18 protein-coding genes and 1 pseudogene are annotated in these 24335 nt (G+C 50.0%); 2 read left to right on the top strand and 17 right to left on the bottom strand.

Annotation, left to right across the window (positions count from 1 at the left end; all coding sequences use genetic code 11):
* Positions 1–1131 (top strand): acyltransferase family protein (locus QVP67_RS13565; RefSeq protein ID WP_288180220.1); only part of this gene is annotated, 1131 nt, incomplete at its 5' end.
* Positions 1132–1528: 397 nt separating this feature from the next.
* Here the strand turns inward: QVP67_RS13565 and QVP67_RS13560 are convergent.
* The 17 genes and pseudogenes from QVP67_RS13560 to dxs form a co-directional block, all read right to left on the bottom strand.
* Entirely contained in the window at positions 1529–2584 is a 1056-nt protein-coding gene (locus QVP67_RS13560; protein ID WP_288180221.1) for a hypothetical protein, read from the bottom strand.
* Between the two features lie 24 nt (positions 2585–2608).
* Positions 2609–3751 (bottom strand): annotated as a pseudogene (locus tag QVP67_RS15695) (hypothetical protein); the annotation flags it as partial.
* A 357-nt stretch (positions 3752–4108) separates the two neighbouring features.
* Positions 4109–6808: a TonB-dependent receptor gene (locus QVP67_RS13555; RefSeq protein WP_288180219.1), complete on the bottom strand. Its 2700-nt coding sequence runs from the start codon at positions 6806–6808 to the stop codon at positions 4109–4111.
* Between the two features lie 533 nt (positions 6809–7341).
* Positions 7342–8781, bottom strand: a complete 1440-nt coding sequence (locus QVP67_RS13550; RefSeq protein WP_022164100.1) for an NADH-quinone oxidoreductase subunit N — start codon at positions 8779–8781, stop codon at positions 7342–7344.
* Positions 8782–8839: 58 nt separating this feature from the next.
* On the bottom strand, positions 8840–10318 hold the full coding sequence (locus tag QVP67_RS13545) for a complex I subunit 4 family protein (RefSeq protein WP_022164099.1): 1479 nt from the start codon (positions 10316–10318) through the stop codon (positions 8840–8842).
* Between the two features lie 27 nt (positions 10319–10345).
* Positions 10346–12232: an NADH-quinone oxidoreductase subunit L gene (nuoL, locus tag QVP67_RS13540; RefSeq protein ID WP_022164098.1), complete on the bottom strand. Its 1887-nt coding sequence runs from the start codon at positions 12230–12232 to the stop codon at positions 10346–10348.
* A gap of 30 nt (positions 12233–12262) precedes the next feature.
* Positions 12263–12571: an NADH-quinone oxidoreductase subunit NuoK gene (nuoK, locus tag QVP67_RS13535; RefSeq protein ID WP_022164097.1), complete on the bottom strand. Its 309-nt coding sequence runs from the start codon at positions 12569–12571 to the stop codon at positions 12263–12265.
* Positions 12572–12608: 37 nt separating this feature from the next.
* Positions 12609–13121 carry an NADH-quinone oxidoreductase subunit J family protein gene (locus QVP67_RS13530; RefSeq protein WP_022164096.1) on the bottom strand — a complete coding sequence of 171 codons (513 nt, stop codon included), beginning with the start codon at positions 13119–13121 and terminating at the stop codon, positions 12609–12611.
* Positions 13122–13156: 35 nt separating this feature from the next.
* Entirely contained in the window at positions 13157–13690 is a 534-nt protein-coding gene (locus QVP67_RS13525; RefSeq protein ID WP_022164095.1) for a 4Fe-4S binding protein, read from the bottom strand.
* Positions 13691–13718: 28 nt separating this feature from the next.
* Positions 13719–14795: an NADH-quinone oxidoreductase subunit NuoH gene (nuoH, locus tag QVP67_RS13520; RefSeq protein ID WP_277122402.1), complete on the bottom strand. Its 1077-nt coding sequence runs from the start codon at positions 14793–14795 to the stop codon at positions 13719–13721.
* An 86-nt stretch (positions 14796–14881) separates the two neighbouring features.
* The gene (locus QVP67_RS13515) at positions 14882–16477 is read right to left on the bottom strand and encodes an NADH-quinone oxidoreductase subunit D (protein ID WP_022164093.1); all 1596 of its coding nucleotides are present in this window, start codon (positions 16475–16477) and stop codon (positions 14882–14884) included.
* Positions 16478–16502: 25 nt separating this feature from the next.
* Positions 16503–17105: an NADH-quinone oxidoreductase subunit B gene (locus QVP67_RS13510; RefSeq protein WP_022164092.1), complete on the bottom strand. Its 603-nt coding sequence runs from the start codon at positions 17103–17105 to the stop codon at positions 16503–16505.
* The gene (locus QVP67_RS13505) at positions 17096–17446 is read right to left on the bottom strand and encodes an NADH-quinone oxidoreductase subunit A (RefSeq protein ID WP_022164091.1); all 351 of its coding nucleotides are present in this window, start codon (positions 17444–17446) and stop codon (positions 17096–17098) included. Before QVP67_RS13505 ends, QVP67_RS13510 begins: the two co-directional genes overlap by 10 nt.
* Positions 17447–17604: 158 nt before the next feature.
* Entirely contained in the window at positions 17605–17973 is a 369-nt protein-coding gene (locus QVP67_RS13500) for a hypothetical protein (protein WP_071150411.1), read from the bottom strand.
* 115 nt (positions 17974–18088) lie between these two features.
* Positions 18089–19540, bottom strand: a complete 1452-nt coding sequence (locus QVP67_RS13495; protein WP_022164089.1) for a TrkH family potassium uptake protein — start codon at positions 19538–19540, stop codon at positions 18089–18091.
* The gene (gene trkA / locus QVP67_RS13490) at positions 19540–20880 is read right to left on the bottom strand and encodes a Trk system potassium transporter TrkA (RefSeq protein ID WP_022164088.1); all 1341 of its coding nucleotides are present in this window, start codon (positions 20878–20880) and stop codon (positions 19540–19542) included. Before trkA ends, QVP67_RS13495 begins: the two co-directional genes overlap by 1 nt.
* Positions 20877–22778 (bottom strand): 1-deoxy-D-xylulose-5-phosphate synthase, encoded by a 1902-nt coding sequence (gene dxs / locus QVP67_RS13485; protein WP_022164087.1) that lies wholly within the window; start codon positions 22776–22778, stop codon positions 20877–20879. Before dxs ends, trkA begins: the two co-directional genes overlap by 4 nt.
* A gap of 465 nt (positions 22779–23243) precedes the next feature.
* On the opposite strand from dxs, the gene QVP67_RS13480 reads away from it, so the two are divergent.
* Positions 23244–24335: hypothetical protein (locus QVP67_RS13480; protein ID WP_288180218.1), on the top strand; the 1092-nt coding region annotated here is incomplete at its 3' end.

Below are 24335 nucleotides of genomic sequence, written 5' to 3'. Positions count from 1 at the left end.
GGTGAATCGCGTATTACGACACACCCTCATTTTTTTAGGTTGCGCGCTCTTTTATGTAATTTAACTTATTCCCTAACACTTACTTTTATACCTCCACATCATTATCATATGGAAGGCTATCATTTCGTAAACAAAACTCGTAATCCCTACTTTGATACATTGAAGGCCATTGCTATCCTATGCGTAGTCTATGCTCATTGCCTACAGTATTTAGGTATCGAAAGCTATTTGCATCATCCTCTGTTTCGGACAATCTATGCATTTCATATGCCTTTGTTTATGGCTGTCAGTGGATATTTTTCTGTCCATGCCATGCAACTTTCATTAAACGAACTTGCAAAAAAGAAATCTATCCGTCTCCTGTTGCCTTGCCTGACTGCAGGAATTGTCGTCATAAGTTTTAATAACGTTATCGGTTTAACAGATCGGTACAACGATTGGAAAGAACTGGTTGGCAATCTTTGGTACCTGAAATCATTATTTGTCTGTATGTTAATGGCAAAACTGGCTTTAACTCTGACAAAGAATAATATGAAAGCTGCTGCTATAATCAGCTTGTTATTGGCACTTCCATTCTATTTATGGCATGTAAACTTTATGATGCCTTTTTTCTGGCTTGGCATATTATGGTACTATTATTCAGATTTTATTCAGCGTAAAGCTTTAATAATTTGTGCAGTTGCTCTTGTTTTCTTTATATTGCTTTGGCCTCTTTGGGACGGATACCATACTACATATATTACTCCCTTACGTTTTTTCTCGTTGTCCCCTTTTCAATGGACGGGATTGCAACATGCTGACTCTTATTTGTTTCGGGTAGCTATGGGTACGGCCGGTTCTATAGTAATAGCCGCTGGTATCTCCTGCTTATATAAGCGTGGAAGACGATTTCAATGGTTAGAGGCACTTGGCCAACATACGCTTGAAATTTATACCATACATTTCTTTTTTATTCATACAGCATTACTTCAACTTTGTGCCATAACCTATGTCGTTGGTTGGTATGAACTTGTTTATTGTCTGTTTATTACAGGTGTAATGATTTTGCTTTGCGAATTAATTCGTAGATTATTCAGTCACTCTTCTTTATTGAACTTTTTGTTTTTTGGTGTATATAATCGACAGATGTAACGATAGAAAGTAATTTTTCCCCAGTTAGGAAAAAATTCCTCCCCAGTTAGCAAAAAACTTTTTCCTAGTTAGGAAAAAAATCACGCCCAATTATCTGATCGAAAGCCGTAGTTTTCGTTTGCTTCTTTCCGAGCTACTATGAGATATTTCGACTCTGCTTTGCTCCGCTCAACATGACAGGATGAAAACGGCAGTTTTCCTTTGCTACAGGCTGATAGTCAACTTTTGAATGGATGAGTATGGTTAGTGCTGTTGCATAGAAGCGCATTCCTGAAACAAACAAAAAAAACTGTACCGGAACCAGCCCCTTCTTCTTCCCTCTACTGGGGGAAGCGATAAGGGACCTGTTCCGGTACAGTCTTTTATAGCAATGGCTGTGTGTCAGCGGTGGGGTGGGTTAGTCTACCCACTTGCCGTTCATCCAGTCGCAAGCCTTCTTGATGTCTTCCAGTGAAGCGTAAGACAGGTTGGCGTCTACCTTGTTGCCTGTGGCGGCAGCGAAGATGTCGTTGGTGTAGATGCCTTTTTCGCTGTTCACGTTGTTGCTGATGGTGGTGTTGGTGATGCTGGAAGTGCCGTTGACCAGTGCGTTTTCTGTTTCAGCGCTTTCTACTGTCAGTGCCTTGCCTTTGCCGCAGATCTGTGCGTTGTCCATTGTCACCTGAGTACCGCGACGCAGACGTACACCTTGTTTTGAACCGCCGTTACCTACCAGAATCAGGTTTTTCAGCGTGGGGTGAGCCACCGGAGTAGCTTCGTAATTGTTCTCGTTGTTGTCGGCTTCGATCAGGCAGTCGCAGTCGTAACCCAGTGTGGCTTCGGCTTCCTGATAGGCTACGATGTCGGTAGCTGTACCGTTCCAGCCTTCAGTCCAGTCGAAAGAGTCGTCGCTACAGCTGATGACTACCATGTTGCTGACGTTGACCGATCCGCCGAAGAACTCGAAACCGTCGTCTGAACCCTGATAGGCTACACAGTGGTCAACCGTTGTTCCGTTACCTACACTGTAGAAGCTGATACCGTTGGCTTCGTGCTCTTCGTCGAAGGCATAACCGGTGTATTCCAGACGTACGTATTGCAGAACACCCGAGTTGTCCTTGTCGTCGTTGCCACCGTATTCGGCACCGCCAATTTCAGAACTTCCTTTACCGCCCTCAGCATTGGTATGAGCGCGTCCACAGATGTGGATACCGCCCCATGCGCCGGCCGACTGTTTTTCGGCAGTCATTACGATCGGTGCGTCGGCTGTACCGGTAGCGTTGATTTTGGCTCCCTGCTTGATGAGGATGTAGTCTACGTTGTCATCGTATTTGGAGATGATCTTCACACCTGCCTGAATGTGCAGCGTAGCTCCGGCTTCTACCGTATAGGCACCGCTCAGGTAGTAAGTGTTGCCGGCTCCCAGCGTGATGTCGTTGGTGATGGTTCCTTGCAGGGTGCTTTCGTTGGCCAGTACGTTGTCGCTTTCGCTCCAGTTCTTGGTCCATCCGGCAGCCCAGGGACATTTGGCAATGATGTCTTCGTACGAAGTGTAGGGGTTGGCCTGATTGGCTTTGTTGCCGTCGGCTTCGAATTCGGTATTGGTATAGATGCCTTCTTTGCTGGTCAGGATTCCGCTGATGCTTACGTTGCTCATGCTCGATGTTCCGTTGACCAATGCGTTTTCTGTTTCAGCGCTTTCTACGTAGATAGCGTTCTGCTTGCCGTAGATTTCGGCATTCTCGATGGTTACCTGAGTACCGCGGCGCAGGTGTACACCTTTACCGGCTGCACCGTTACCTACAAGGATGAGGTTCTTCAGCGTAGGATGTGCTACAGGAGTGGCGCTGTAGTTGTTTTCGTTGTTGTCGGCTTCGATCAGACAGTCGCAGGCATAGCCCAGTGTTTCTTCGGCTTCCTGAATGGCGATGAGGTCGGTAGCCGTACCGTTCCAGCCTTCGGTCCAGTCGAAAGAGTCGTCGCTACAGCTGGTGACAACCATGTTGCTGACGTTGACCGATCCGCCGAAGAATTCGAAACCGTCGTCCGATCCTTGGTAAGCCTGGCAGTGGTCAACCGTTGTTCCGCTACCCACGCCGTAGAAGCTGATACCGTTGGCTTCGTGCTCTTCGTCGAAGGCATAACCGGTGTATTCCAGACGTACGTATTGCAGAACACCCGAGTTGTCCTTGTCGTCGTTGCCACCGTATTCGGCACCGCCAATTTCAGAACTTCCCTTGCCGCCTTCGGCATTGGTGTGAGCACGTCCGCAGATGTGGATACCGCCCCAGGCACCCGATTCTTCTTTTTCGGAAGTCATGATGATGGGAGCCGATGCCGTACCTTTGGCGTTGATTTTGGCTCCTTGCTTTATCAGGATGTAGTCTACATTGTCATCGTAAACGGCTACAATCTTTACACCCGGTTCGATGTTCAAGGTAGCGCCTTCTTCTACGGTGTAGGCACCGCTCAGCTTGTAGGTGTTGCCCGATTTCAGGGTTACGTCTTCGGTGATTGTACCGCTCAGCGTAGTGCCGTCGGCTATTCCGCCGTCGTTGTTTGTTGTTTCGTCATCGCTGCATGATGCACCGAGAAGTGCCATGCCGGCCAAAAGGGCCATTGAAAACAATTTTCTGCTCATAATTTAAGTTTTAAGTTTAGTGTTTTGTTGACAAGGAACAAGGTTTCAGACCACGAGGCTTACCCTGTCCTCTTGTCAACTATTGGATTATTACTCTTTATTTTATTGGGTTTACTTTAAACAAGTCTGTTTCCTATGAGTTTCTTTATAGTTACTATCACTTTGCTTTGTCATCCTGAACGAAGTGAAGGATCTGTTATCACATAGCCTTCGAAAGAGATCCTTCACTGCGTTCAGGATGACAGAATGATAACTGTGTTATGGGCTAAGATCAAAAGTGTACTTTTTAAAGCGGACTCAGTTATTTTCTTGTTTACTTGTCCCCTCGTCCCCTCGTCAACTTGTCAACTTGTTAACTCAAAAATTATAGCTGACGCCCACTTCGAAACCGGTACCTTCCTTGAAGCGTTCCACTTCGATGTATTCGCCCGTCTTGGGCACTTCCTGTTTGAATACTACGGCGCGGTTCAGCAGGTCGGTCACCTGAAGCTTGGCGCTGAAGTGGCGGCTGAAGTTGTAGCTGGCATTGAAGTTCAGCGTGTGGACAGCCATTTGGTCGATGTCGCCCAGCTGTGATACGCCGACGGCATGGATGCGTTTGCCCTGCAGGTTGTAGAGGAGCGACAGGTTCAGCTGGCGTTCTTCGCCGAAGCGGGGCGAGTAGGTGAGGTCGGCATTCAGCAGGATGGGCGAGGCGCCTTGCAGCGAACGGTCCTTGTTGGTGTAGGCACCGCCTTCGGGCAGCTTCACGTTGGTGTACATGTAGGAGACGTTGGCTCCCAGTCGCAGGTCGCGTATCAGCTGTTTGCGCAGTTCTACTTCTATACCGGCTGCCATACCCTGGTCGGCATTCTGGAAGGAGTGCATCGTGGCACCGCCTTGCAGCTTCTGGATGCGTTCGATGGGTTTGTCGAGGAACTTATAGTAGACCGTTGCCGAGAGCATGTCGCCGTTGGGGCTGAAGCGTTCGTAGCGCAGGTCGAAGTTGTAGTTGTAGCCGTTCTGCAACTCTTCGTTACCACGGATCTGTGCCGAACCGTAGGATTCCTGATAGAGGAAGGGAGCCATTTCGATGAACGAGGGGCGGGTGATGGTGCGCGACAGTGACATACGCAGGTTGTTCCGGTCGTTCATGGAGTATTTCAGGTTGACGGTGGGGAAGATGTCGTTCTTGTTCAGGTCGCGGCGGCGCTGGTATTTCTGGTCGCCCTCGATGGCATATTCTACCCACTGTTTGGTCATTTCGTAGCGCAGGCCGACGTTGACAAGCAGGGAGCTGAGCGGATAGAAGTCCGTCTGTGCATAGGCAGCGTAGATGTCCATACCGGCACGGTAGGTGTCGTGGGGTTGCATCTTACGTTCGATGACGATGTTGCCGTTCTCTACGTTCTCCTGGTTGAGGAAGCCGTCGGTGTCGTAAATGTTGTCGATGGTGGGGTTCAGCTTGTTTACGTTGTAGTAGAAGCGGGTACCCATGTAGTCGCGGTCCTTGTTCTTGTAAGCCAGACCCATCTTGACGAAGTTCTGTTCCGACCAGTTGTATTTCAGGTCGAGGTTGCCCACCCATTCTTCTTCGTTCAGTTCGCCGAAGTAGCGCATGGTTTCCTGTCGGTTCAGCTTGAAGAGTTGCAGGTTGCCAGCATCGTCCTTGGTGAACATTACCTGACGGCGGTCGGGCTCTTCGCTACCTGTCTTGCCGTAGGAACCTGCCCAGTTCAGTTGCCAACGGGTGCCGAACTCATGGTGTCCGTTCAGCTGATGGTTTTGCAGGGTGTAGATGTGCGTGATGTCGTTGCTGCCCCACAGGTTGTGGCCTTCAGCGTCTATACCTTCGCGGCTCTGGTACGAGTCGCTGGCGTTGCGGGCATAGAAGAAGGTGTAGCCGATGCGGTCGTGCTGGCGCAGGGTGTAGCCTACGGATGCCAGTGCGGCCATCTTCAGCGTAGCGGTATATTCGTCGTAAGTAAAGTCGTTCTGTACGTTGCCTGTGGCTTCGAGCGTTTTATAGAAAGCATCGTCCATGCGTTGCGTTTCGTTGCTGAGGCTCAGCGAGGCCAGCAGGCTCAGTGTCTGGTCGCCAATGCCGAAGTTGCGTCCGAAACCCAGGTTTCCGCCAAATTCGGGCAGGGCAGTGCGCTTGTCCACATCGAAGGTGGTACGGAAGATATTGTTCTTGGTGACGTACTCGTCGAAGTCGAGCAACGGCATGTCGTATATCTTTTCGTCGAGTGAGGGTGTCTTGAACAGGGTTCCGTCGCGGTCCATCTGGTAGAAGTCGCGTCCCAGTGTGTTGAACCGTCCTCCTACGTTGAAGCTGACGTTCAGGAACTCGTCCGTCACGTTCTCCTTGGTGCTGATGTCGATGTGCGCGCCGCTATAGTCGGCAAAAGCGCTGGCATCGTACACCTTGCTGACGGTGATGTTCTGCACCGTGCTCGAAGGGAAGAGGTCGAGCGGAATCAGTTTGTTGTCCGGGTTGGGCGAGGCGATGGGCAGTCCGTTCAGCGTGGTGCTGCTGTAGCGGTCGCCCAGTCCGCGAACGATGAGCTGGCCCGATTCGGCGATGGAGATACCGGTCAGTTTCTTAACTCCTTCCTGCACGTTGCCGATACCTTTGATACCCATTTCCTTGGCACCCAGGTTCTCGATGGCCAGTGTGGCTTTTTGTCTTTCTACCTGCAGGGCGCGTTCGCCTTCCAGGTTCTTCTTGGCTACTACCGATACTTCGCCCAGTGTCTGCGCATCGGTTTCCATTTCGAAGTTCAGTACGGTTTCTCCGCTCACCTTTACCTGGCGGGCGTTGATGTCCACATAGCCTACGTAGCGTACTACGAGGTCGTACGTGCCGTTGGGCACACTGAGCGTGTAGTTGCCGTCAATGTCGGCTACGGCTCCCGACGTACTGCCGGCTACCTGTACGGTGGCTCCGGTCAGCGGTTCTTTAGTCTGTTTGTCAGTAACTGTTCCCTTGATAGTGCCTGCCAAGGCAGTCATGGCAGATAGGGTAAGGAATAAAACAAGGAAGAGAATCTTTCCTAAATCTACTTTCATACTCATCTTTTATGCATTTCTTTTTTCCGCTGCAAAGGTGAGAATAGGGCGTTACATGCGTGTGTCGTCCAAAGTACATGTCTGTTTCGGAAACGTTACGTAGGTATTACAGAAGATGAGGGAAAGTGGGAGTATACCCCGCTTCAGAAGCCTCTGTACGGGGGCTTTGAGAGACACTTGCACGGCTCGCGAGCGACACTTGCACGGATCGCGAGCGACACTTGTACGGCTCGTGAGCCACACTTGCATTCCAGACGAGCCGTACAAGTGTTGCTCAGAAGGGGGAGAAGCAGGGGGATTGGGAGGGTTGGGAGTGCGGTAAGTTAGGGGGATATAAAAAACAGATTCGCGCAGACCTCCGCCAAGACTTGTGTACGGTTTTACTTCCGTAGGAATAAAGTCTGCGCGGGTCTGCGCGAATCTGTGTTTCGGGGACTTGTTATTTTTCAGGCACGGATTACATGGAAGTTCACAGATTATAATTCTTCTTTCTCTGTGTTTTTCCGTGTAATCCGTGCCTAAAAGAAAGCGGTTCCTTTTTACATGCCGAAAGCGTAGTTGCCAATCGACTCGTAAGAGGCGCTGACGATGCTAAGCACGGTGATACCCAGCGTACAGATGAGCAGGGCGGCACGCGTATAGTTGTCGCTTTGGAAAGGAGCAATCGGTTCGTCGCTCTTGTTGATGTACATGGCCTTTACGATCTTCAGGTAGTAGAAGAGCGAGATGACCGTGTTGAGCAAGGCGATGAATACCAGCAGGTGGAAACCACTGTGGAAAGCGGCGGCGAAGATGAAGAACTTCGAGAAGAAACCTGCGAACGGCGGAATACCGGCCAGCGAGAACAGAGCCAGCGTCATCAGGAAGGCCAGACGCGGATTGGTGCTGTACAGGCCGTTGTACTCGGTCAGCGTGAACTTGTGCGAACGGATGGCCACGATGGTGATGATGGCAAACACACTGAGGTTGGCAAACATGTAGATAAGCACGTAGTAGACCAATGCCGTCATACCCTGCGCCGTACCGCTGATGACACCCAGCATGATGTAGCCTGCCTGCGAGATACTGGAGTAAGCCATCAGACGCTTCAGGTTCTCCTGACGTATGGCAAAGATGTTGGCAACGGTGATAGAGGCGATGATGACCCAGTAGAGGGCTTCCTGCCATTGGTCGACCATCGGAGCGAACACCTTGAACACGGTAGTCATCAGCACGAATGCTGCCGCACCTTTCGAAATAACACTGAGGTAGGCGGTTACTGTACTCGGTGCACCCTGATAAACGTCGGCTGTCCACAAGTGGAAAGGAACCAGCGAAATCTTGAAGCCCATGCCTGCAAAGAAGAACACGAAAGCCATTACCTGCATGGGGTTACCCTCCAGATGAGCGGGAATGTCTTCGAAGTAGAGCGTACCTACCGTACCGTAGATCAGCGACACGCCGTAAAGCAGCAGACCGCTGGCAAACAGGGCAGTCAGAATGTATTTGGCTCCGGCCTCGGCCGAGTAGTGACGGTACTTGTCGAATGCTACTAAGGCAGCCATCGGGATACTGGCAGTCTCCAGTCCGATGAAGAACATCAGGAAGTGTCCGGCCGAAATCATCAGGTACATACCCAGCAGCGTACACAGCGTAAGGAAATAGAATTCGCCCTGCTTGATAAACGTGTCGGGCAGCTTCATCCATTCGTGAGCCATCATGAACACAATCAGCGTACCGATGCTGAGGATGGACTTCATGATGTGCTGTATCGGCGAGTTGTGGTACATGCCTCCGAAAGCGTCGGCAACCGGACCGGGAACGATGGTGATTATGGTATGGATAGCCAGCAGGATAACCGGGAACATGGTGTTCAGCACCGGCTTTCCGCCTTCCTTATGTGCGTCGGGGCTCATGAAGAGGTCGGCAATAAACAGTATGATGATGACTGCTATCAGCGAGAGCTCTTCTTTCATCAGTAGGAATTGAGAATAATCCATTTTATCTATTAAAAGTTAAAAGTTAAAAAATAAAAGTTGGAGCGTGCTTGGTTTCATATTAAAACACACTGACTATTGGCAAAACACTTTCGCTGATCATACCGCTGATCCACCACGGAGCCATACCCAGTGCAGCTACACAGACAATCAGGATGATCACTGCCGTACGTTCGTCCCACGTAGCGTCGGTCAGGGCCAGGTGATGTTCGTTTGTGCAGGTGCCGTACAGAATCTTTCCGACCAGTCGCAGGATGTAGACTGCCGTGATGACGATGCTGCAGCAGGCAATCACCGTCCATACACGGTGGAAGGTGTCAGGTTCTTGGAACGAACCGGTGAAGATGGTCATTTCGGCTACGAATCCGCTCAGACCCGGCAAACCGAGGTTGGCAAGACCCGCAATGACGTAACATACCGAGAGGAAAGGCATGATTTTCATCAGTCCTCTCAGTTCGCGGATGTCGCGGGTGTGTGTACGTCCGTATATCATACCGATCAGCGCGAAGAAGAGGGCCGTCATCAGACCGTGGCTCAACATCTGCAGCACAGCACCCGTGCAGGCTGTCTGATTCATCATCAGGATGGCAAAGAGCACCAGTCCACAGTGGCTCACACTGGAGTAGGCGTTGATGTATTTCAAGTCGGTCTGTACACAAGCCGAGAAGGCACCGTAGACTACCGAGATACCTGTCAGAACGAGGAAGATCCATCCCAGTTCGTTGGCAGCTTCGGGCATCAGGAACATGGCGATGCGGAAACAGCCGTAACCTCCCAGTTTCATCAGCACACCGGCGTGAAGCATGGACACAGCTGTCGGTGCCGAAGCATGACCGTCGGGGCTCCATGTATGGAAGGGAAACAAGGCACCCAGCACACCGAATCCCAGGAAGGTGAGCGGGAACCAGATGCGTTGCTGCTCAATGGGGATGTTGTGCATCTGGGCAATTTCGAGCAGATTCATGGTTGTTCCGCCCGAACCGTAGAAGATACCCAGGATGCCAATCAGCAGGAAGGCTGAACCACCCATCAGCATCAGTGTCAGCTTCATGGCCGAGTATTCCTTGCGGCCGCTGCCCCATACGCCGATAAGCAGATACATCGGGATCAAGGCTACTTCGTAGAACATGAACATGGTGAACAGGTCGGTCGAGATGAAGAATCCGAACACACCCAGCGAAAGCAGCGTAAACCACAGGAAGTACTCCTTGGTAAGCGGTTGCAGGCGCCAGGAAGCGAAGGTACCTGTGAATACGATGATGGCCGAAAGCAGCAGCATGGCTACGGAGATGCCGTCCACGCCTACTGAATAGTGTATGTGAAGTGCCGGATACCAGGCAACATCGGCGCAGAACAACATTTCGTCCGTGGCACCGGCCTGCCGTGCATTGAGGTAGGCTATCGTCAGCCCTATGGCCGTAATCAGCAAAGCCGAAGCTCCGGTTACCATCACCGCACGTATCTGTGCGATGTTCCGGCTCAGCCAGAGGCCGAGGAGCATCAGCAATGGAATCAGAACAAATAATGATAAGAAATTCATTTTATTTAATGGATAATTGAATTTGAATTATATAGTTAACATAAGTATCAGTATCAATGCTCCCAGCAGGAATACCAAAGCGTATTGCTGTACACGTCCGCTTTGCAGGCCACGGATTTCGTCGCTTGTGGCATCGGTGCTCCAGGCCAGGAAGTTGAAGAAGCCGTCTACTACGTGACGGTCCCACCAGGCAATGGGGCGGCTGATGCAGCCGAAGATAATCTTGTGGGTGATGAACTGATAGATTTCATCGATGTAGAAGCGGTGGTAGGCTGCTGTCCACAAGCCGCGGAAACGGCTGGCCAGCGCATCGGCTACCGGCTGCTTGCTGCGTGCATAGATGCTGACAGCCAGTGCAATGGCTATTACGGCAATGACGATGCTGGTCAGCATGACTTGCGTATCCAGATGGATGTCGTAAGCATGTCCGTTGGACGAAACGAAGTGACCGAAGGGGATGAATCCGGCTACTACCGTAACGGCAGCCAGGAACATCAGCGGGAAGGTCATGGCCAGCGGGCTTTCGTGCGGTGTGTGCTCGGCGTGAAGTTCTTTGTTCTCCTTACCCCAGAAGATGCCGCAGTAGAGGCGGAACATATAGAAAGCTGTCATGGCTGCAATGATCGTCATGATCCATCCCATCGCGGGGCTGAACTGGAAGCAGGCAGTCAGAATCTCATCCTTTGAGAAGAATCCCGAGAACGGAGGAATACCCGCAATGGCCAGACAGGCGATGAGGAAGGTCCAGTGAGTGATAGGCATATACTTGCGCAGACCACCCATGGCCGACATCTCGTTGCTGTGTACGGCGTGGATGATGCTACCGGCACCCAGGAAGAGCAATGCCTTGAACATGGCGTGAGTGAACAGGTGGAACATACCAGCCATGTAGCCCAGTCCGCCTTCGTGCGGGTCGCTCGATGTACATACGCCCAGGGCAACCATCATGAAGCCGATCTGCGAAATGGTCGAGAATGCCAGCACACGCTTGATGTCGCTCTGTACGCAGGCTACGCTGGCTGCATAGAATGCTGTGAAGGCACCTACGTAGGCCACAATGTGAAGCACGTCGGGAGCAAAGCCGATAAACAGCGGGAACATGCGCGCTACCAGATAGACACCGGCTACGACCATGGTTGCCGCATGGATCAGGGCGCTGACGGGTGTCGGGCCTTCCATGGCATCGGGCAGCCAGATGTGCAGGGGGAACATGGCACTCTTACCGGCACCGCCGATGAACATCAGTCCCAAGGCCAGCGGAATCATGGCGCTTCCTTTCATCAGGGTCATTTCATCGGGAGTGAAGGTATAGGTTCCGGCGTAGTAGCCATAGATCAGGATACCAATCAGGAAGCCTAGGTCGGCAAAACGCGTCACGATGAATGCTTTCTTCGAAGCGGCGATAGCGGCCGGCTTGGTGTAATAGAAACCGATCAGCAGGTAAGAAGATACACCCACCAGCTCCCAGAACAGATACATCTGGAAGATGTTGGTAGCTACGACCAGTCCCAGCATGGACATGGTGAAGAGCGAAAGGAAAGCGTAGTAGCGTTGGAATCCGCGTTCGCCTTTCATGTAGCCGAAGGAGTAAATGTGTACCATCAGTGATACGGTGCTGATGACGATAAGCATCATTACCGAGATGGGATCGAGCAGGATGCCCATGTCAATGCTCAGGTTCTGTGTGAAGGGCAACCAGCAGAAGTTGTAAGGCATCAGTGTCTCGTAAGTGCCGTCGGCCAGACGGGGAGCGGTGAAGTAGCTCCATGCGGTGGCGTAGGAAAGGATGGTGACCAGTCCCAGCCCGATGCTTCCGATGAGTCCGGCCGTGCGGTGTGACATCCATTTGCCTCCGATTCCTGTGATGAGGAAGGAGAGGAACGGAATGAGTAGGATGAGAATCGTAAGTTCCATTATCGTTTGTTTTTTAGTTTTTTCTGTTTATTACCATTTCAGTTGGTCTATTCTGTTGACCTGGATGCTCCGTATGTTACGGTAGATGTTGATCATGATAGCGATGGCTACTGCCGTCTCGGCTGCCGAAATGGCGATGGAGAACAGGGCGAAGAAATAGCCTTCCAGTGCGCCGGGGAACAGGAAACGGTTGAATACGGCAAAGTTGATATCGGTGGCGTTCAGTATCAGCTCAATCGAAATCAGGATGGCCAGTGTGTTGCGGCGGGTGAAGAACCCGTACATGCCGGCGAAAAACATGATAGCCGAAACTATCAGATAATATTCCATGTGAATCATAACTAGTTCAGATTTCAGTGTTCGTAATTGATGTTTCCTATCGCTTGCGGGCTATCAGCAGACCTCCGACGATGCACGCCAGCAGCAGTATGCTGACAGCTTCGAATGGCAGCAGATAACCGTACTTGTCACCGCTCAGCAGGTGATTCCCGATGGTGTTGATATTGATCTCTACCGGATTGACGTCGGTCGTGGCAAGAAATTTATGTTTCAGGGTGATGAACAACACGATGATGGCACCTGCCACAGTCGTTCCAAGTCCAGCCAGGAACTTGCTGCGTTTCAGCTTGGCTGCTTTGTCGCCTTCGCCGCTGGTCAGCAGGATGGAGAATACATAGAGCACGACGATACCTCCGGCGTAGACCATAATCTGAACGGAACCGAGGAAGGTGTAGCCCAGCAGAAAATAGATGCCTGCCGTACCGAAGAGGACGAACAGGAGGTACGTGGCCGAGCGTACCATGCGGGTTGTAGTCACCGTAAGCAAGGAGAATACGGTGATGAAAGCCGCTAAAAAGTAGAATACTACTGTTTCGAGAGTTATTTCCATATATTTTCTTTAATGAGTGGTTACGATTAATTTGATTATTCAGCCTTTTCTTTAGGGGCAGCCGCTTTGTCGGATGCCGGTTTCTCGGCCGCAGGGGCTTTCTTGGCTTCGGCTACATGACTGCCCGGATGATTGAGCGTCAGGAAAAGCTTGGAGCGGTCGAAGACTGCATGTTCGAAGTTCTGGTCGAAAGTGATAGCACCGTGCGGGCAGGCATTGACGCAAAGCTGGCAGAACATGCACGATCCCAGGTTGTATTCGTACTTGGCCAGTATCTTCTTTTTCTTGCCGTCTTCGGTCGTGATGGTTTCCGATGTCACCTTGATGGTGCCGTTGGGGCAAGCCATCTGGCAGAGTCCGCAGGCCACACAGTGATGCTCGTTCTGTTCGTTATGGGGCATTACAAGCGTGCCGCGGAAACGGTCGAACATCTTGAGCTCTTTCCGGTTTTCAGGGTATTGCTCTGTGATTTTCGGGGTGAAGAACTCTTTCATGGTGGTCTTTAAGCCAGTGGTCAGACTGGCCAGACCTTTGAAAAAGCCTCCGAAGTATGTGTTCTTTTCTTCCATGTCTCTTATAAGAATTAAAAATTAAAAATTAGAAGTGCAGTCCGAAGGCCACAATCAGGCTCATCAGCACCAGGTTCACCATCGACAGCGGTACAAGGTATTTCCATTCCAGTGTCAGTATCTGGTCGATACGGAGACGGGGGAAGGTCCATCGCATCCACATCATGAGGAATACTACAAAGAAAGCCTTTGCAAAGAACCAGACAAAGCCGGGAATATAGTCCATGACCATGTTGAAACCGTCAAGTCCCGGTATGTGGAGCGGCATCCAGCCTCCTAAGAATACGGTGGCTGCTACGGCTGCTACAATGAACAGGTTCAGGTATTCGGCCAGGTAGTAGAAACCGAAGTGCATACCACTGTATTCCGTGTGGTATCCGGCGGTAAGCTCGCTTTCTGCCTCTGGAAGGTCGAAGGGGCCACGGTTACACTCGGCGTTACCGGCTATCAAGTAAATGATGAAAGCAATGATAGCGGGGATGTGGCCTTTAAAGATGAACCATCCGTCGGCCTGTCCTTCTACAATCTGCGAAATTTGCATGGTGCCTGTCAGCACTACCATGGTAAGAATGCTGAGGCCGACAGAGAGCTCGTAACTGATGATCTGTGCACCGCTTCGCATAGCACCGATCAGCGAGAACTTGTTGTTGGAGCTCCATCCGGCCAGTAGGATTCCTACTACGCCGATGCTGCTTGCCGAAAGCAGGAAAAAGATGCCGACGTTGAAGTCGAGCACTTCCATACCTTTATTGATGGGAAGGCAGGCAAACGTAAGGAAAGAAGCGATCAGCACCATGAACGGAGCCAGGTTATAGAGGAACTGGTCGGCGCCCTTGGGGTTGAATATTTCCTTGGTGAGCATTTTGAACACGTCGCAGAACACTTGCAGCGTTCCGTAGGGCCCCACGCGGTTTGGTCCTAGACGGCATTGGAAGAATCCGCAGACCTTTCGTTCCATATAGATAAGTATGATGGCCAGAATGGCATACATCAATACGATACATACGCCTATGACGACACACTCGATGAACACGGCAAGTCCTTCGGGCATGACCGATGTCAGCATTTGGTGTATCCAGTTTGTTGCAATACTAAAGTCAAACATTTATTTAATTGATAATTGATGATTGATAATTGAGAATGGACAACAGGCAAATCATTTTCCATTCTCCATTTCCCATTTTCCATTGATTATCTGTCGATGTCAGGTACGACATAGTCCAGCGTTCCGCCTATCGCGATGAGGTCGGCAATCTTGGCTCCCCGGGTGATGGTGTTGATGGTTCCCACAAGCGGCAGTCCGGTAGCACGGTAGTGCAGGCGGTAAGGTGTCTTGTCGCCACGGCTTTCCAGATAGACTCCGAATTCGCCACGGCTTCCTTCGACGGCAGCGTAGTAAGAACCTTCGGGAACGCGGATGATAGGCTTCATCTTTTCCTGATAAGGACCTTCCGGAATGTTGTCGATCAATTGTTCGATGATGTGCAGACTTTCGAGGATTTCGTCCATACGCACCAGATAACGGGCCATACAGTCACCCTCGGTACGTACTATTTCGCGGAACTCTACCTTGTCGTAGGCTGCATACGGCATACGCTTGCGCACGTCGCAAGCCCATCCGCTGGCACGTCCGGTACCGCCGGTAGCTCCGAACGAGATGGCATCTTCGCGGCTCAGCACACCAATGCCTTTCAGACGCTGTTGAGCGATGATGTTTCCGGTAAATATGTCGTGATATTCTTTCAGGTTGCGGCGCATGTAGGGGATGAATTCTTTTACCCGATGCACAAAGTTGGGATGCAGGTCGGCCTGAACACCGCCGATGGTGTTGTAGTTCAGGATGAGGCGTCCTCCGCATGTCTCTTCGAAAATGTCGAGCAGCTTTTCACGGTCGCGGAATCCATAGAGGAAAGCGGTCGTGGCACCGAGGTCCTGACAGAGGCAGGAGAAGAACAGAATGTGCGAGTCGATGCGTTGCAGCTCGTCCATGATGGTACGTATTACCTGTACACGGGGGCTGACTTCTACGCCCATGGCCTTTTCGATGCACATGCACAAGGCGTGACGGTTCTGCATCGCTCCCAGATAGTCCAGACGGTCGGTCAGTGCCAGTGTCTGCGGGTAAGTGAGGCTTTCGTTCATTTTCTCGATGCCCCGGTGGATATATCCGCAATTCACATCGATTTTGTGGATATTCTCACCTTCCAGTGATACGCGGAAGCGGAGCACACCGTGTGTGGCAGGGTGTTGAGGACCGATGTTGACAACGTATTCATCGTCGCCGAACAGCACTGTTTCACGTTCTTGATAATCGCCTTCGGGAGTAATTTCTACTTCGCGGGTAGTGTCGAGTGTTTCTTCGTTGCTCATGCGCAGCGGATTTTCTTTTTCCGGGTCGTTGTCCTTGCGCAACGGATATCCTACCCAGTCGTTACGCAGAAACAGACGGCGCATATCCGGATGTCCGGTAAACACGATGCCGAAGAAGTCATAGACTTCGCGTTCAGGCAGTTCGGCCCCTTTCCAGATCGGAGTTACGGAAGGCAACTGGGGATGTTCGCGGTCCAGTGTCGAGGTCGTTACCACCAGCCGTTTACCGCTGACGGTCGATTCCAGATGATATACCACTCCTAAGCCTCTCAGTTGGTCGGGGGTATCATTTTCAGCAGGTTCGCCCCAGTCCATACCTGTCAGGCTTTCGAGGAAGTCCATCTGTTCATCCTCCCGCAGGCGGCGCATTTCGTCACTCAGCTGTTGTGGGGCTATGTATATTGTTTTTGTTTCCATTTGCAGTTCTCTTTTTTAGGGAAAGTCACTTTTGGTCCGTTTCGTCTTTGGGAGCTTTCTCCTTGCGGTTTACACCTCCAAAGAATTTTTCAATCTTCACTTTACGTTGCAGTTGCATCATGCCATAAAGGAATGCTTCGGGGCGTGGAGGACAACCTGGAACGTAAACGTCGACAGGCAGAATCTGGTCTACGCCCTGCACTACGTGATAGGATTTGCGGAACGGACCGCCGCTGACGGCACATCCTCCTACTGCTACTACATACTTCGGATCGGGCATCTGGTCGTAAAGACGCTTTAATACGGGAGCCATTTTGTGGGTGATGGTACCGCTTACCAGAATAACATCGGCCTGACGGGGACTGTTACGCGTTACTTCGAAGCCGAAGCGTGCAATGTCATAGCGTGCGGCACATACGGCCATAAATTCGATACCACAGCAGCTGGTTGCAAACGTCAACGGCCAAAGGGAATTGCTGCGTCCCCAGTCTATCAGGTCGTCCAGAGCGGCTACAATGACATTGGTACCACCGGCATTCAGTTCCTGTACCAGCTTTTCAAGAGTCTCGTTGTCGGTGAATTCCTCGTAAGGAATCGACTTAATCCGGGGTTTCTTGTTTATTTCCATTCCAACGCTCCTTTCCGCCAGGCATAAGCAAGTCCCAGCACAAGAATGAATAAGAAAAAGGCTACGCCAAGCAATGCGGAAACGCCAGACTGGCGAACACTGATAGCCCACGGAAAGAGGAATACCGTTTCTACCTCGAACATGAGGAAGAGGATGGCAAACAGGTAGTAACCAACACGGAATTGCATCCATGAACGTCCCCGTGTAGGAATACCGCATTCGTAAGGCTCCATCTTTTGTGGGTTGTACGAACGTGGAGAAATGGCATGCGAGATGGCAATGACCAGACCCACGAAGATAATTGCCGTCAACAAGACGGTCACTAAAAGAGTAAAGTTCATAAAATAAAGAGATTTTTTGCGATCAAGTATATAAAGGGGAAACTCTATTTCCCGCAAAATTTCTGTTCTCTCTGTGCAGAAAATGTATGTAGAACATTTACGAAGGAAACGGTTTATGTGCTTTTATTAAGGTATTCCAACACACAAACCGGCAGACTTTATACTACAATTTTCCGTAGCCCGTAGACGTAATAATCCACTGAGTGTGATAAGGCATTCGGGGCAGACCATCCTTTATGGAAGGTTGCTTTATGGGTAGTTTCCGGTCGTATCCGATTGATGGGGAGCGTGACTGATTTACAGCCGGGAACAGAATTCTGACCGATATAGTCAGCACAAAAAGGTAGAGATAGCAGATAATCGTAAAGATGATGAATGAGATGGGTCGTTTCTGTCGTTTGTGCTTGAAAAGCAGATTCGGTATAATCGATATTTTTGGTGCATAATTCGCTTGCCGCTTCGAGGACACCACTGTGTAACGATGCGGCCAGCAGGATGATCATTAAATATTTTATGCACTGTTTCATATAACGATTCTCTCAATCTCTCTTTTTCGGACGTGCAAAGGTACAATAAATAATTCTGCTTTTTGTTAGGTGGAGATTACAAAAAACAGCCGTTTTAGCACTTTTTTGCCATTAATCAATTCTTTTTCCAGAAATCGGGAGTGAAGAGCAGCAAAACAGTGAACAATTCCAGACGTCCCAACAACATCAGAAGAGAGAGCAGCCATTTGGCTGCATCGGGCAGTGCGTTCCACGAATAAGCTGGGCCGGTATCTCCCAGGCCGGGACCCATGTTGCCGATACTTGAGATGACACATCCTATTGATTCTTCGAATCCTACTCCCATAGCCATCATAAGCAATATACTGATAATGATAATGACCAGATAGAGGAAACTGAATGCCAATACGGTAGAAACAATGGAGGTGGACAATACCTGCTTGTTGATGCGTACCGGAAGCACTGCATTGGGATGGAGAATATGCTTGAATTCGTTTTTCGACACTTTGCTCAGAATGACCAGACGGATACACTTCAGGCCGCCGGTGGTACTGCCGGCGCAGGCTCCTATCACCATGACGATTGTCAGCAACCCCCAGGTGACCGATGGCCATAGCATATAGTCGTCGGTAGCAAAACCTGTTGACGTATGAAGACTGGTGACCTGGAACAGCGATTTGCGGAAAGCTTCTTCCGCATCCATCGGGCTGGTATAGTAAAGGATGGTTGCTATTATTCCGGTGAACAGTATTACTGACCAGAAATACCATTTCAGCTCTACATCATGAAACGCTTTCTTGAATTTCCGGTTGACAAGAAGTAGCAGCAGTGTAAAGTTGATACCGGAAATGAACATAAAGGTAGATATGACGTATTCTATATAGGGCGAATGATAATAGGCTATGCTTGCCTGTTTGGTCGAGAATCCGCCTGTTCCCGTAGTGGCAAAAGCGTGGCAGATGCTGTCGAACCAGCTCATGCCCCCCAGCATAAGCAGTCCGACGAGTGTTGCCGTAATCCCGGTGTATACCGACCATATCCATTTGGCTGTGATGCCGATACGGGGGTGTACTTTGTCGTGCGTCGGTCCGCTGGCTTCGGCGGCGAATACCTGCAGACCGCTGACACCGAAAATGGGGAGGACGGCAATGGTGAACATGATAATTCCCAATCCTCCAATCCATTGGGTCATACTCCGCCAGAAGAGCAGTCCGTGCGGCAGAGACTCTATGTTGTCCAATATCGTCGCCCCCGTACTGGTAAAGCCCGACATGGTTTCGAAAAAGGCATTGGTGATGTCGGGAATGTAGCCGCTGATGTAGAAGGGCAGCATTCCGAAGAAAGAAAACGCTATCCAGGCAAGGCTGACCAGCACATAGCCGTCGCGGCGTGTCAGCACACCGTCGCTTCCTTTACCTAAAAGGACCATCAGGATACCTACACCCGCTGCGATTCCGGCCGACTTCCAGAAATCGGTCAATGCTTCGTCCTGATAATATAAAGATATGCCGGAACATGCCAGCAGCATGGCGGTCTCCAGTAGCAGGAGGATGCCGATAATTCGCGTAATCGTTTTAAAATTGACCATTAACTAAAGTATTTCTCAATCTTTTTGATCATCATGCTTAAACAGAATACCACTACATGGTCGCCCGGCTGTATAAGTGTGTTACCGGTCACCACGACACCTTCTCCTTGCCTGATCAGTCCTCCGATTGTGGTTCCTTTGGGCAATCCCAGGTCCTTTACCGGATGTTTGGTGATTTTTGAGTCAGCTTTTACCGTAAATTCAGCCACATCGGCGTTGGCCAGTGTCAGGCATTTCACGTTGCTTACGTCGGCATCGAGCATCATTTGGTAAATATGGCTGGCGGCGATCATTTTTTTGTTGATCACAGTCCCGATGTCCAGGCTTTCGGCCATACCGATGTAGTCGATATTCTCGACTTCGGCCACGGTTTTGCTCACTCCCATGCGTTTGGCGGCAAGGCAGGCCAGGATGTTGGTTTCGGAACTCCCGGTCAGGGCGACGAAAGCTTCGGTGTTCTTCAGTCCTTCCTCGATGAGCAGGTCCATGTCGCGTCCGTCTCCGTTGATAATCATGGTCTTGTCATCCAGCAGTTCTGTCAGCCGGTTGCATCGTGCCAGGTCGTTGTCGATGATTTTCACCTGCATGTAGTCGGGGACGTATTGGGCTGTGCGCACGGCAATCCGGCTTCCGCCCATAATCATGACGTTGCGCACGTCGGCATAGTCTTCTTTTCCGGCTATCTTTCGGATGTAGGGTATGTACTTTCGGGTTGTCGTAAAGTATACAATGTCATGCAGCTTGATACTGTCGTCTCCCCGTGGAATCAGCGTTTCACTTCCCCGTTTGATGGCTACCACGTGATAGGGAAGTTCCGGTCCGCCCAACTGGTAGAGCGGAATGTCCAGTATTTCGGCTTTTTCGCGCATTTTGGTACCTATCAGTATCAGGGCACCTCCGCAAAACTCCCACCACTGGCGCACCCAGCTCATGCGGACAGAAGAAACAATCTCTTTGGCAGCCAGCATCTCGGGATAAATCAGTGAGTCTACCCCCAGCTTCTGGAAAAACTCTTTGTGCTTGGGCAGCAGGTATTCGTAGTTGTCGATACGTGCTACCGTCTTTTTGGCACCCAGATTGTTGGCCAGCATACAGGCTGTCATGTTACGGCTTTCGTCGGGGGTAACGGCTATGAACAGGTCGGCCGCACCCGCACCTACTTCTTTCAGTCCACGGATGGAGGTAGGTGATGCTGTGACTGTCATCAAGTCGAAGTTGGAGCTGAGTGTGCTCAACTTCTCTTCGTTGTCGTCCAGCAGAATGATGTCCTGCTTTTCGCGCGACAACAATTTGGCTAAATGTGTGCCTACTGCACCGGCACCGGCAATAACTATTTTCACTTTATTAATTGACTATATATTCCTTCTTCATCCATTCCGCACAGGTGGTATAGTTCCTGTACGCTTCCATGTTCTATAAACTGGTCGGGCACTCCGATACGTCTGACGTTTGGCGTATAGTTGTGGTCGGCCATAAACTCCAGCACGGCGCTTCCCATTCCTCCTTTTACCACTCCGTCTTCCACTGTAACGATTCGCTTGAATGTCTGCCCTATTTCGTGCAGCATTTCTTCGTCTATCGGTTTGACGAAGCGCAGGTCATAGTGGGCGATGGAGAGTCCTTTGCTTTTTTCGGCACGGCTGATGGCTTGTGCGGCAATGTTTCCTATCGGTCCCAGGCTGATGACGGCTATGTCAGTACCGTCTTTCAGCTTGCGTCCTTTGCCTACGGGGATTTCCTTCAGCGGACACCGCCAGTCTACCAGTACCCCGCGTCCGCGTGGATAGCGGATGACGAACGGCCCTTTGTCCGGTAGTTGTGCCGTATACATCAGGCAACGCAGTTCGTGCTCGTTCATGGGCGACGACAGGGTCAGGTTGGGGATGGGGCGGAAATAGGCCACGTCGAATATGCCGTGATGCGTGGGGCCGTCTTCACCTACCAGTCCGGCACGGTCAAGGCAGAGCACTACCGGCAGTTTCAGCAAGGCAATGTCGTGTATCACGTTGTCGTAGGCACGCTGCATGAAGCTCGAATAGATATTGCAGAATGGCTGCAATCCCTCTTTGGCCATTCCTCCGGAGAAGGTGGCTGCGTGCCCTTCGGCTATGCCTACGTCGAATGCCCGTTGCGGCATGGCCTGCATCAGCTTGATCATGGAGCAGCCTGTAGGCATGGCGGGGGTCACTCCCACAATACGGGGATTCTTTTGGGCCAATTCGACCAGTGTCTCGCCGAAGACGTCCTGATAGAGCGGAGGCATATTGTGTGTATCTACCGTAAAGCGTTCTCCTGTTTCGGGATCGAACTTGCCGGGGGCATGCCAGATTCCCGGTGCCTTTTCGGCCGGTTCGAATCCTTTGCCTTTGACGGTATGCAAGTGCAGAATCTTGGGTCCCTGCATGTCTTTGATGTCCTTCAGCACACGTGCCAGATTCTTTACATCGTGCCCGTCTATGGGGCCGAAGTAACGGATGTTCATCCCTTCGAAGATGTTTTGCTGCTGGGTGGCTATCGACTTCAGGCTGTTGCCGAAGCGGATGAGGGCCTTGCGGCGTTCTTCGTTCAGAATCCCCATCTTGAACAGAAGGCGCGATGCCTTGAACCGCAATTGGTTATAGCGGTTGGAAGTAGTCAGGTTGAACAGATATTGCTTCATACCTCCCACGCTGCGGTCGATGGACATATCGTTGTCGTTCAGGATGATAAGCAGGTTGTTGGGGGTGGATGAAGCATTGTTCAGCCCTTCGAAGGCCAGTCCGCCACTCATGCTTCCGTCGCCGATGACGGCTACTACATGTCGCTGCTGTTCGCCTTTGAGCGATGCCGACACTGCCATTCCCAAGGCTGCGGAAATCGAGTTCGAGGCATGTCCGCAGGCGAAAGTGTCGTATTCGCTTTCTTCGGGCGAGGGGAAGGGGCGTATACCTTTGAATTTACGGTTGGTGGAAAAGGCTTCGCGCCGTCCGGTCAGTATCTTGTGGCCGTAAGCCTGATGGCCCACATCCCAGACGATGCGGTCGTAGGGAGTGTTGTAGACGTAGTGCAGGGCGACAGTCAATTCCACAGTTCCGAGGCTGGCTGCGAAGTGCCCCGGATTGCGGGATACTTCTTTAATGATGTCTTGCCGCAATTCTTTGCAGACTTCCGGCAGTTGGTCTACGCTCAGACGTCGTAAATCGTTGGGGGTAGAAATCGAGTTCAGCAAGCTATATGTCGTTATTTCTGTTTTTTCCATCTTACGTCTGGTAATTACAAAATGCAAAAATAGCAAAAATAAAGTGGATGGGTGCATGTTTTCGGGGAAAACTGTGCTGAATTGTATAAAAGTGAGTAAAAAATGAGGTCTTAAATGGAATTTATGATTGCGGGAAGAGGTTGTTTGGTGATTCCTCAGTTACGTTTGTATTTCATTCTATTGACCTTTAACTACTAAGAGGCTGTCAAAACGAAGAAATATGAATTTCATTTTACAACACTACAAATTTGATTTTTTAAACATTATCCTTAATTTTGCTTTGTTAATCTGAGAAACATTTACTGACTCCTTCACCATAGAGAGAGTATACAGAATTTCATGGGGTATCCTTAATTTTGCTTTGTTAATCTGAGAAACATTTACTGCATCCCTTCACCATAGAGAGAGAGTACACAGAATTTCATGGAGCAGAGGAGTGCAATTTATTCTTAAATAAGAAACACGATGAAAACCAATTTTCTATTCTCTTTCCACCGGATATTCTTCTTTCCCTTTTCATCGGACTTTCGCCTTTCCGGCGTTTCTGTCCCGACTGTCTGGCGGTTTGTCCGCCGTGTTTGTCCTTTTGTGGTTCGCCGGCGTGTTCCGGTAACCTTCATTATGAAATACGACTATCAAAAGGAAATTGTTATGAATTGGATAAATAGAATAATAAGGAGGCCTTTGAACGTGAAAAAAATAAATCCGAAAGTATGGATATTGTTTGTTGGCACATTTTTAACTATAATGTGTGCTGTCCATTTATGGAAAGCATATTCACAACAGAAACAAAATTGGAATGAACAGGCAAAAACAGCCTTTTTTCATGCGATAGATTTAGAAGTGGAGCAGATAACGCTCCCTCTTCATTATACTCCAATTCCTGTTCAACGGCAGATACCTGTAAAATCCTCCATACCGGATTCGATAAAACTGCTAACAGAGAATGGGGTGCAAGTTTTCCATCTTCCTGCATACAAGCGCAAACATGCCTATGTGAATGATGGCACGAAAAATGCGCTTCTAAGTTTGTCTCTGAAGGAGCAGCCACTTCTTCCAAAACCGTTGCAAGCTACTTGGGATAGTTTGCTGGTTGCTCATGACATAAAAGCTGATACAAAAGTGTTTTGCAGAACGACAGATATGTCCGGGCATATCAATGTTGTCTGTTCTGAAACCGAGGGGATGACGCAAAAAGCCGATAGCTTGGTTTCTACTTATTTAGGCTATCGTCTGGAATTAGAAATAGCCGGCTATATTTCATATAATTGGTGGAGCTTTGTATCATCAGGTCAAAATATATTGTGCATATTGTTAGTTTGTATCGTATGGTCTACCTTATTATACCGCAAACTGTTCCATTTTTTGCTTCCTGATGCCAATGAAACAAAGAAGAGTGAAAGGACAACACGCAAGCGTATAGTTTGTAAACCCCAAGTAGGAGATAGAAAAGATCGGCTTTACAACTTGGATATGAAAGTCTATTTTGACGCTGAACAAAACGTATTCTGTAATCAGAATAACGAAACGATTGCTACCCTGTCTGCAACCATGTCT

It is taken from the genome of Bacteroides sp. CAG:633 (assembly GCF_000435115.1).
GTDB lineage: Bacteria > Bacteroidota > Bacteroidia > Bacteroidales > Bacteroidaceae > Bacteroides > Bacteroides ndongoniae.
The sequence above is the reverse complement of the archived record's forward strand: the minus strand, read 5'-3'. Positions and strand labels throughout refer to the sequence as shown.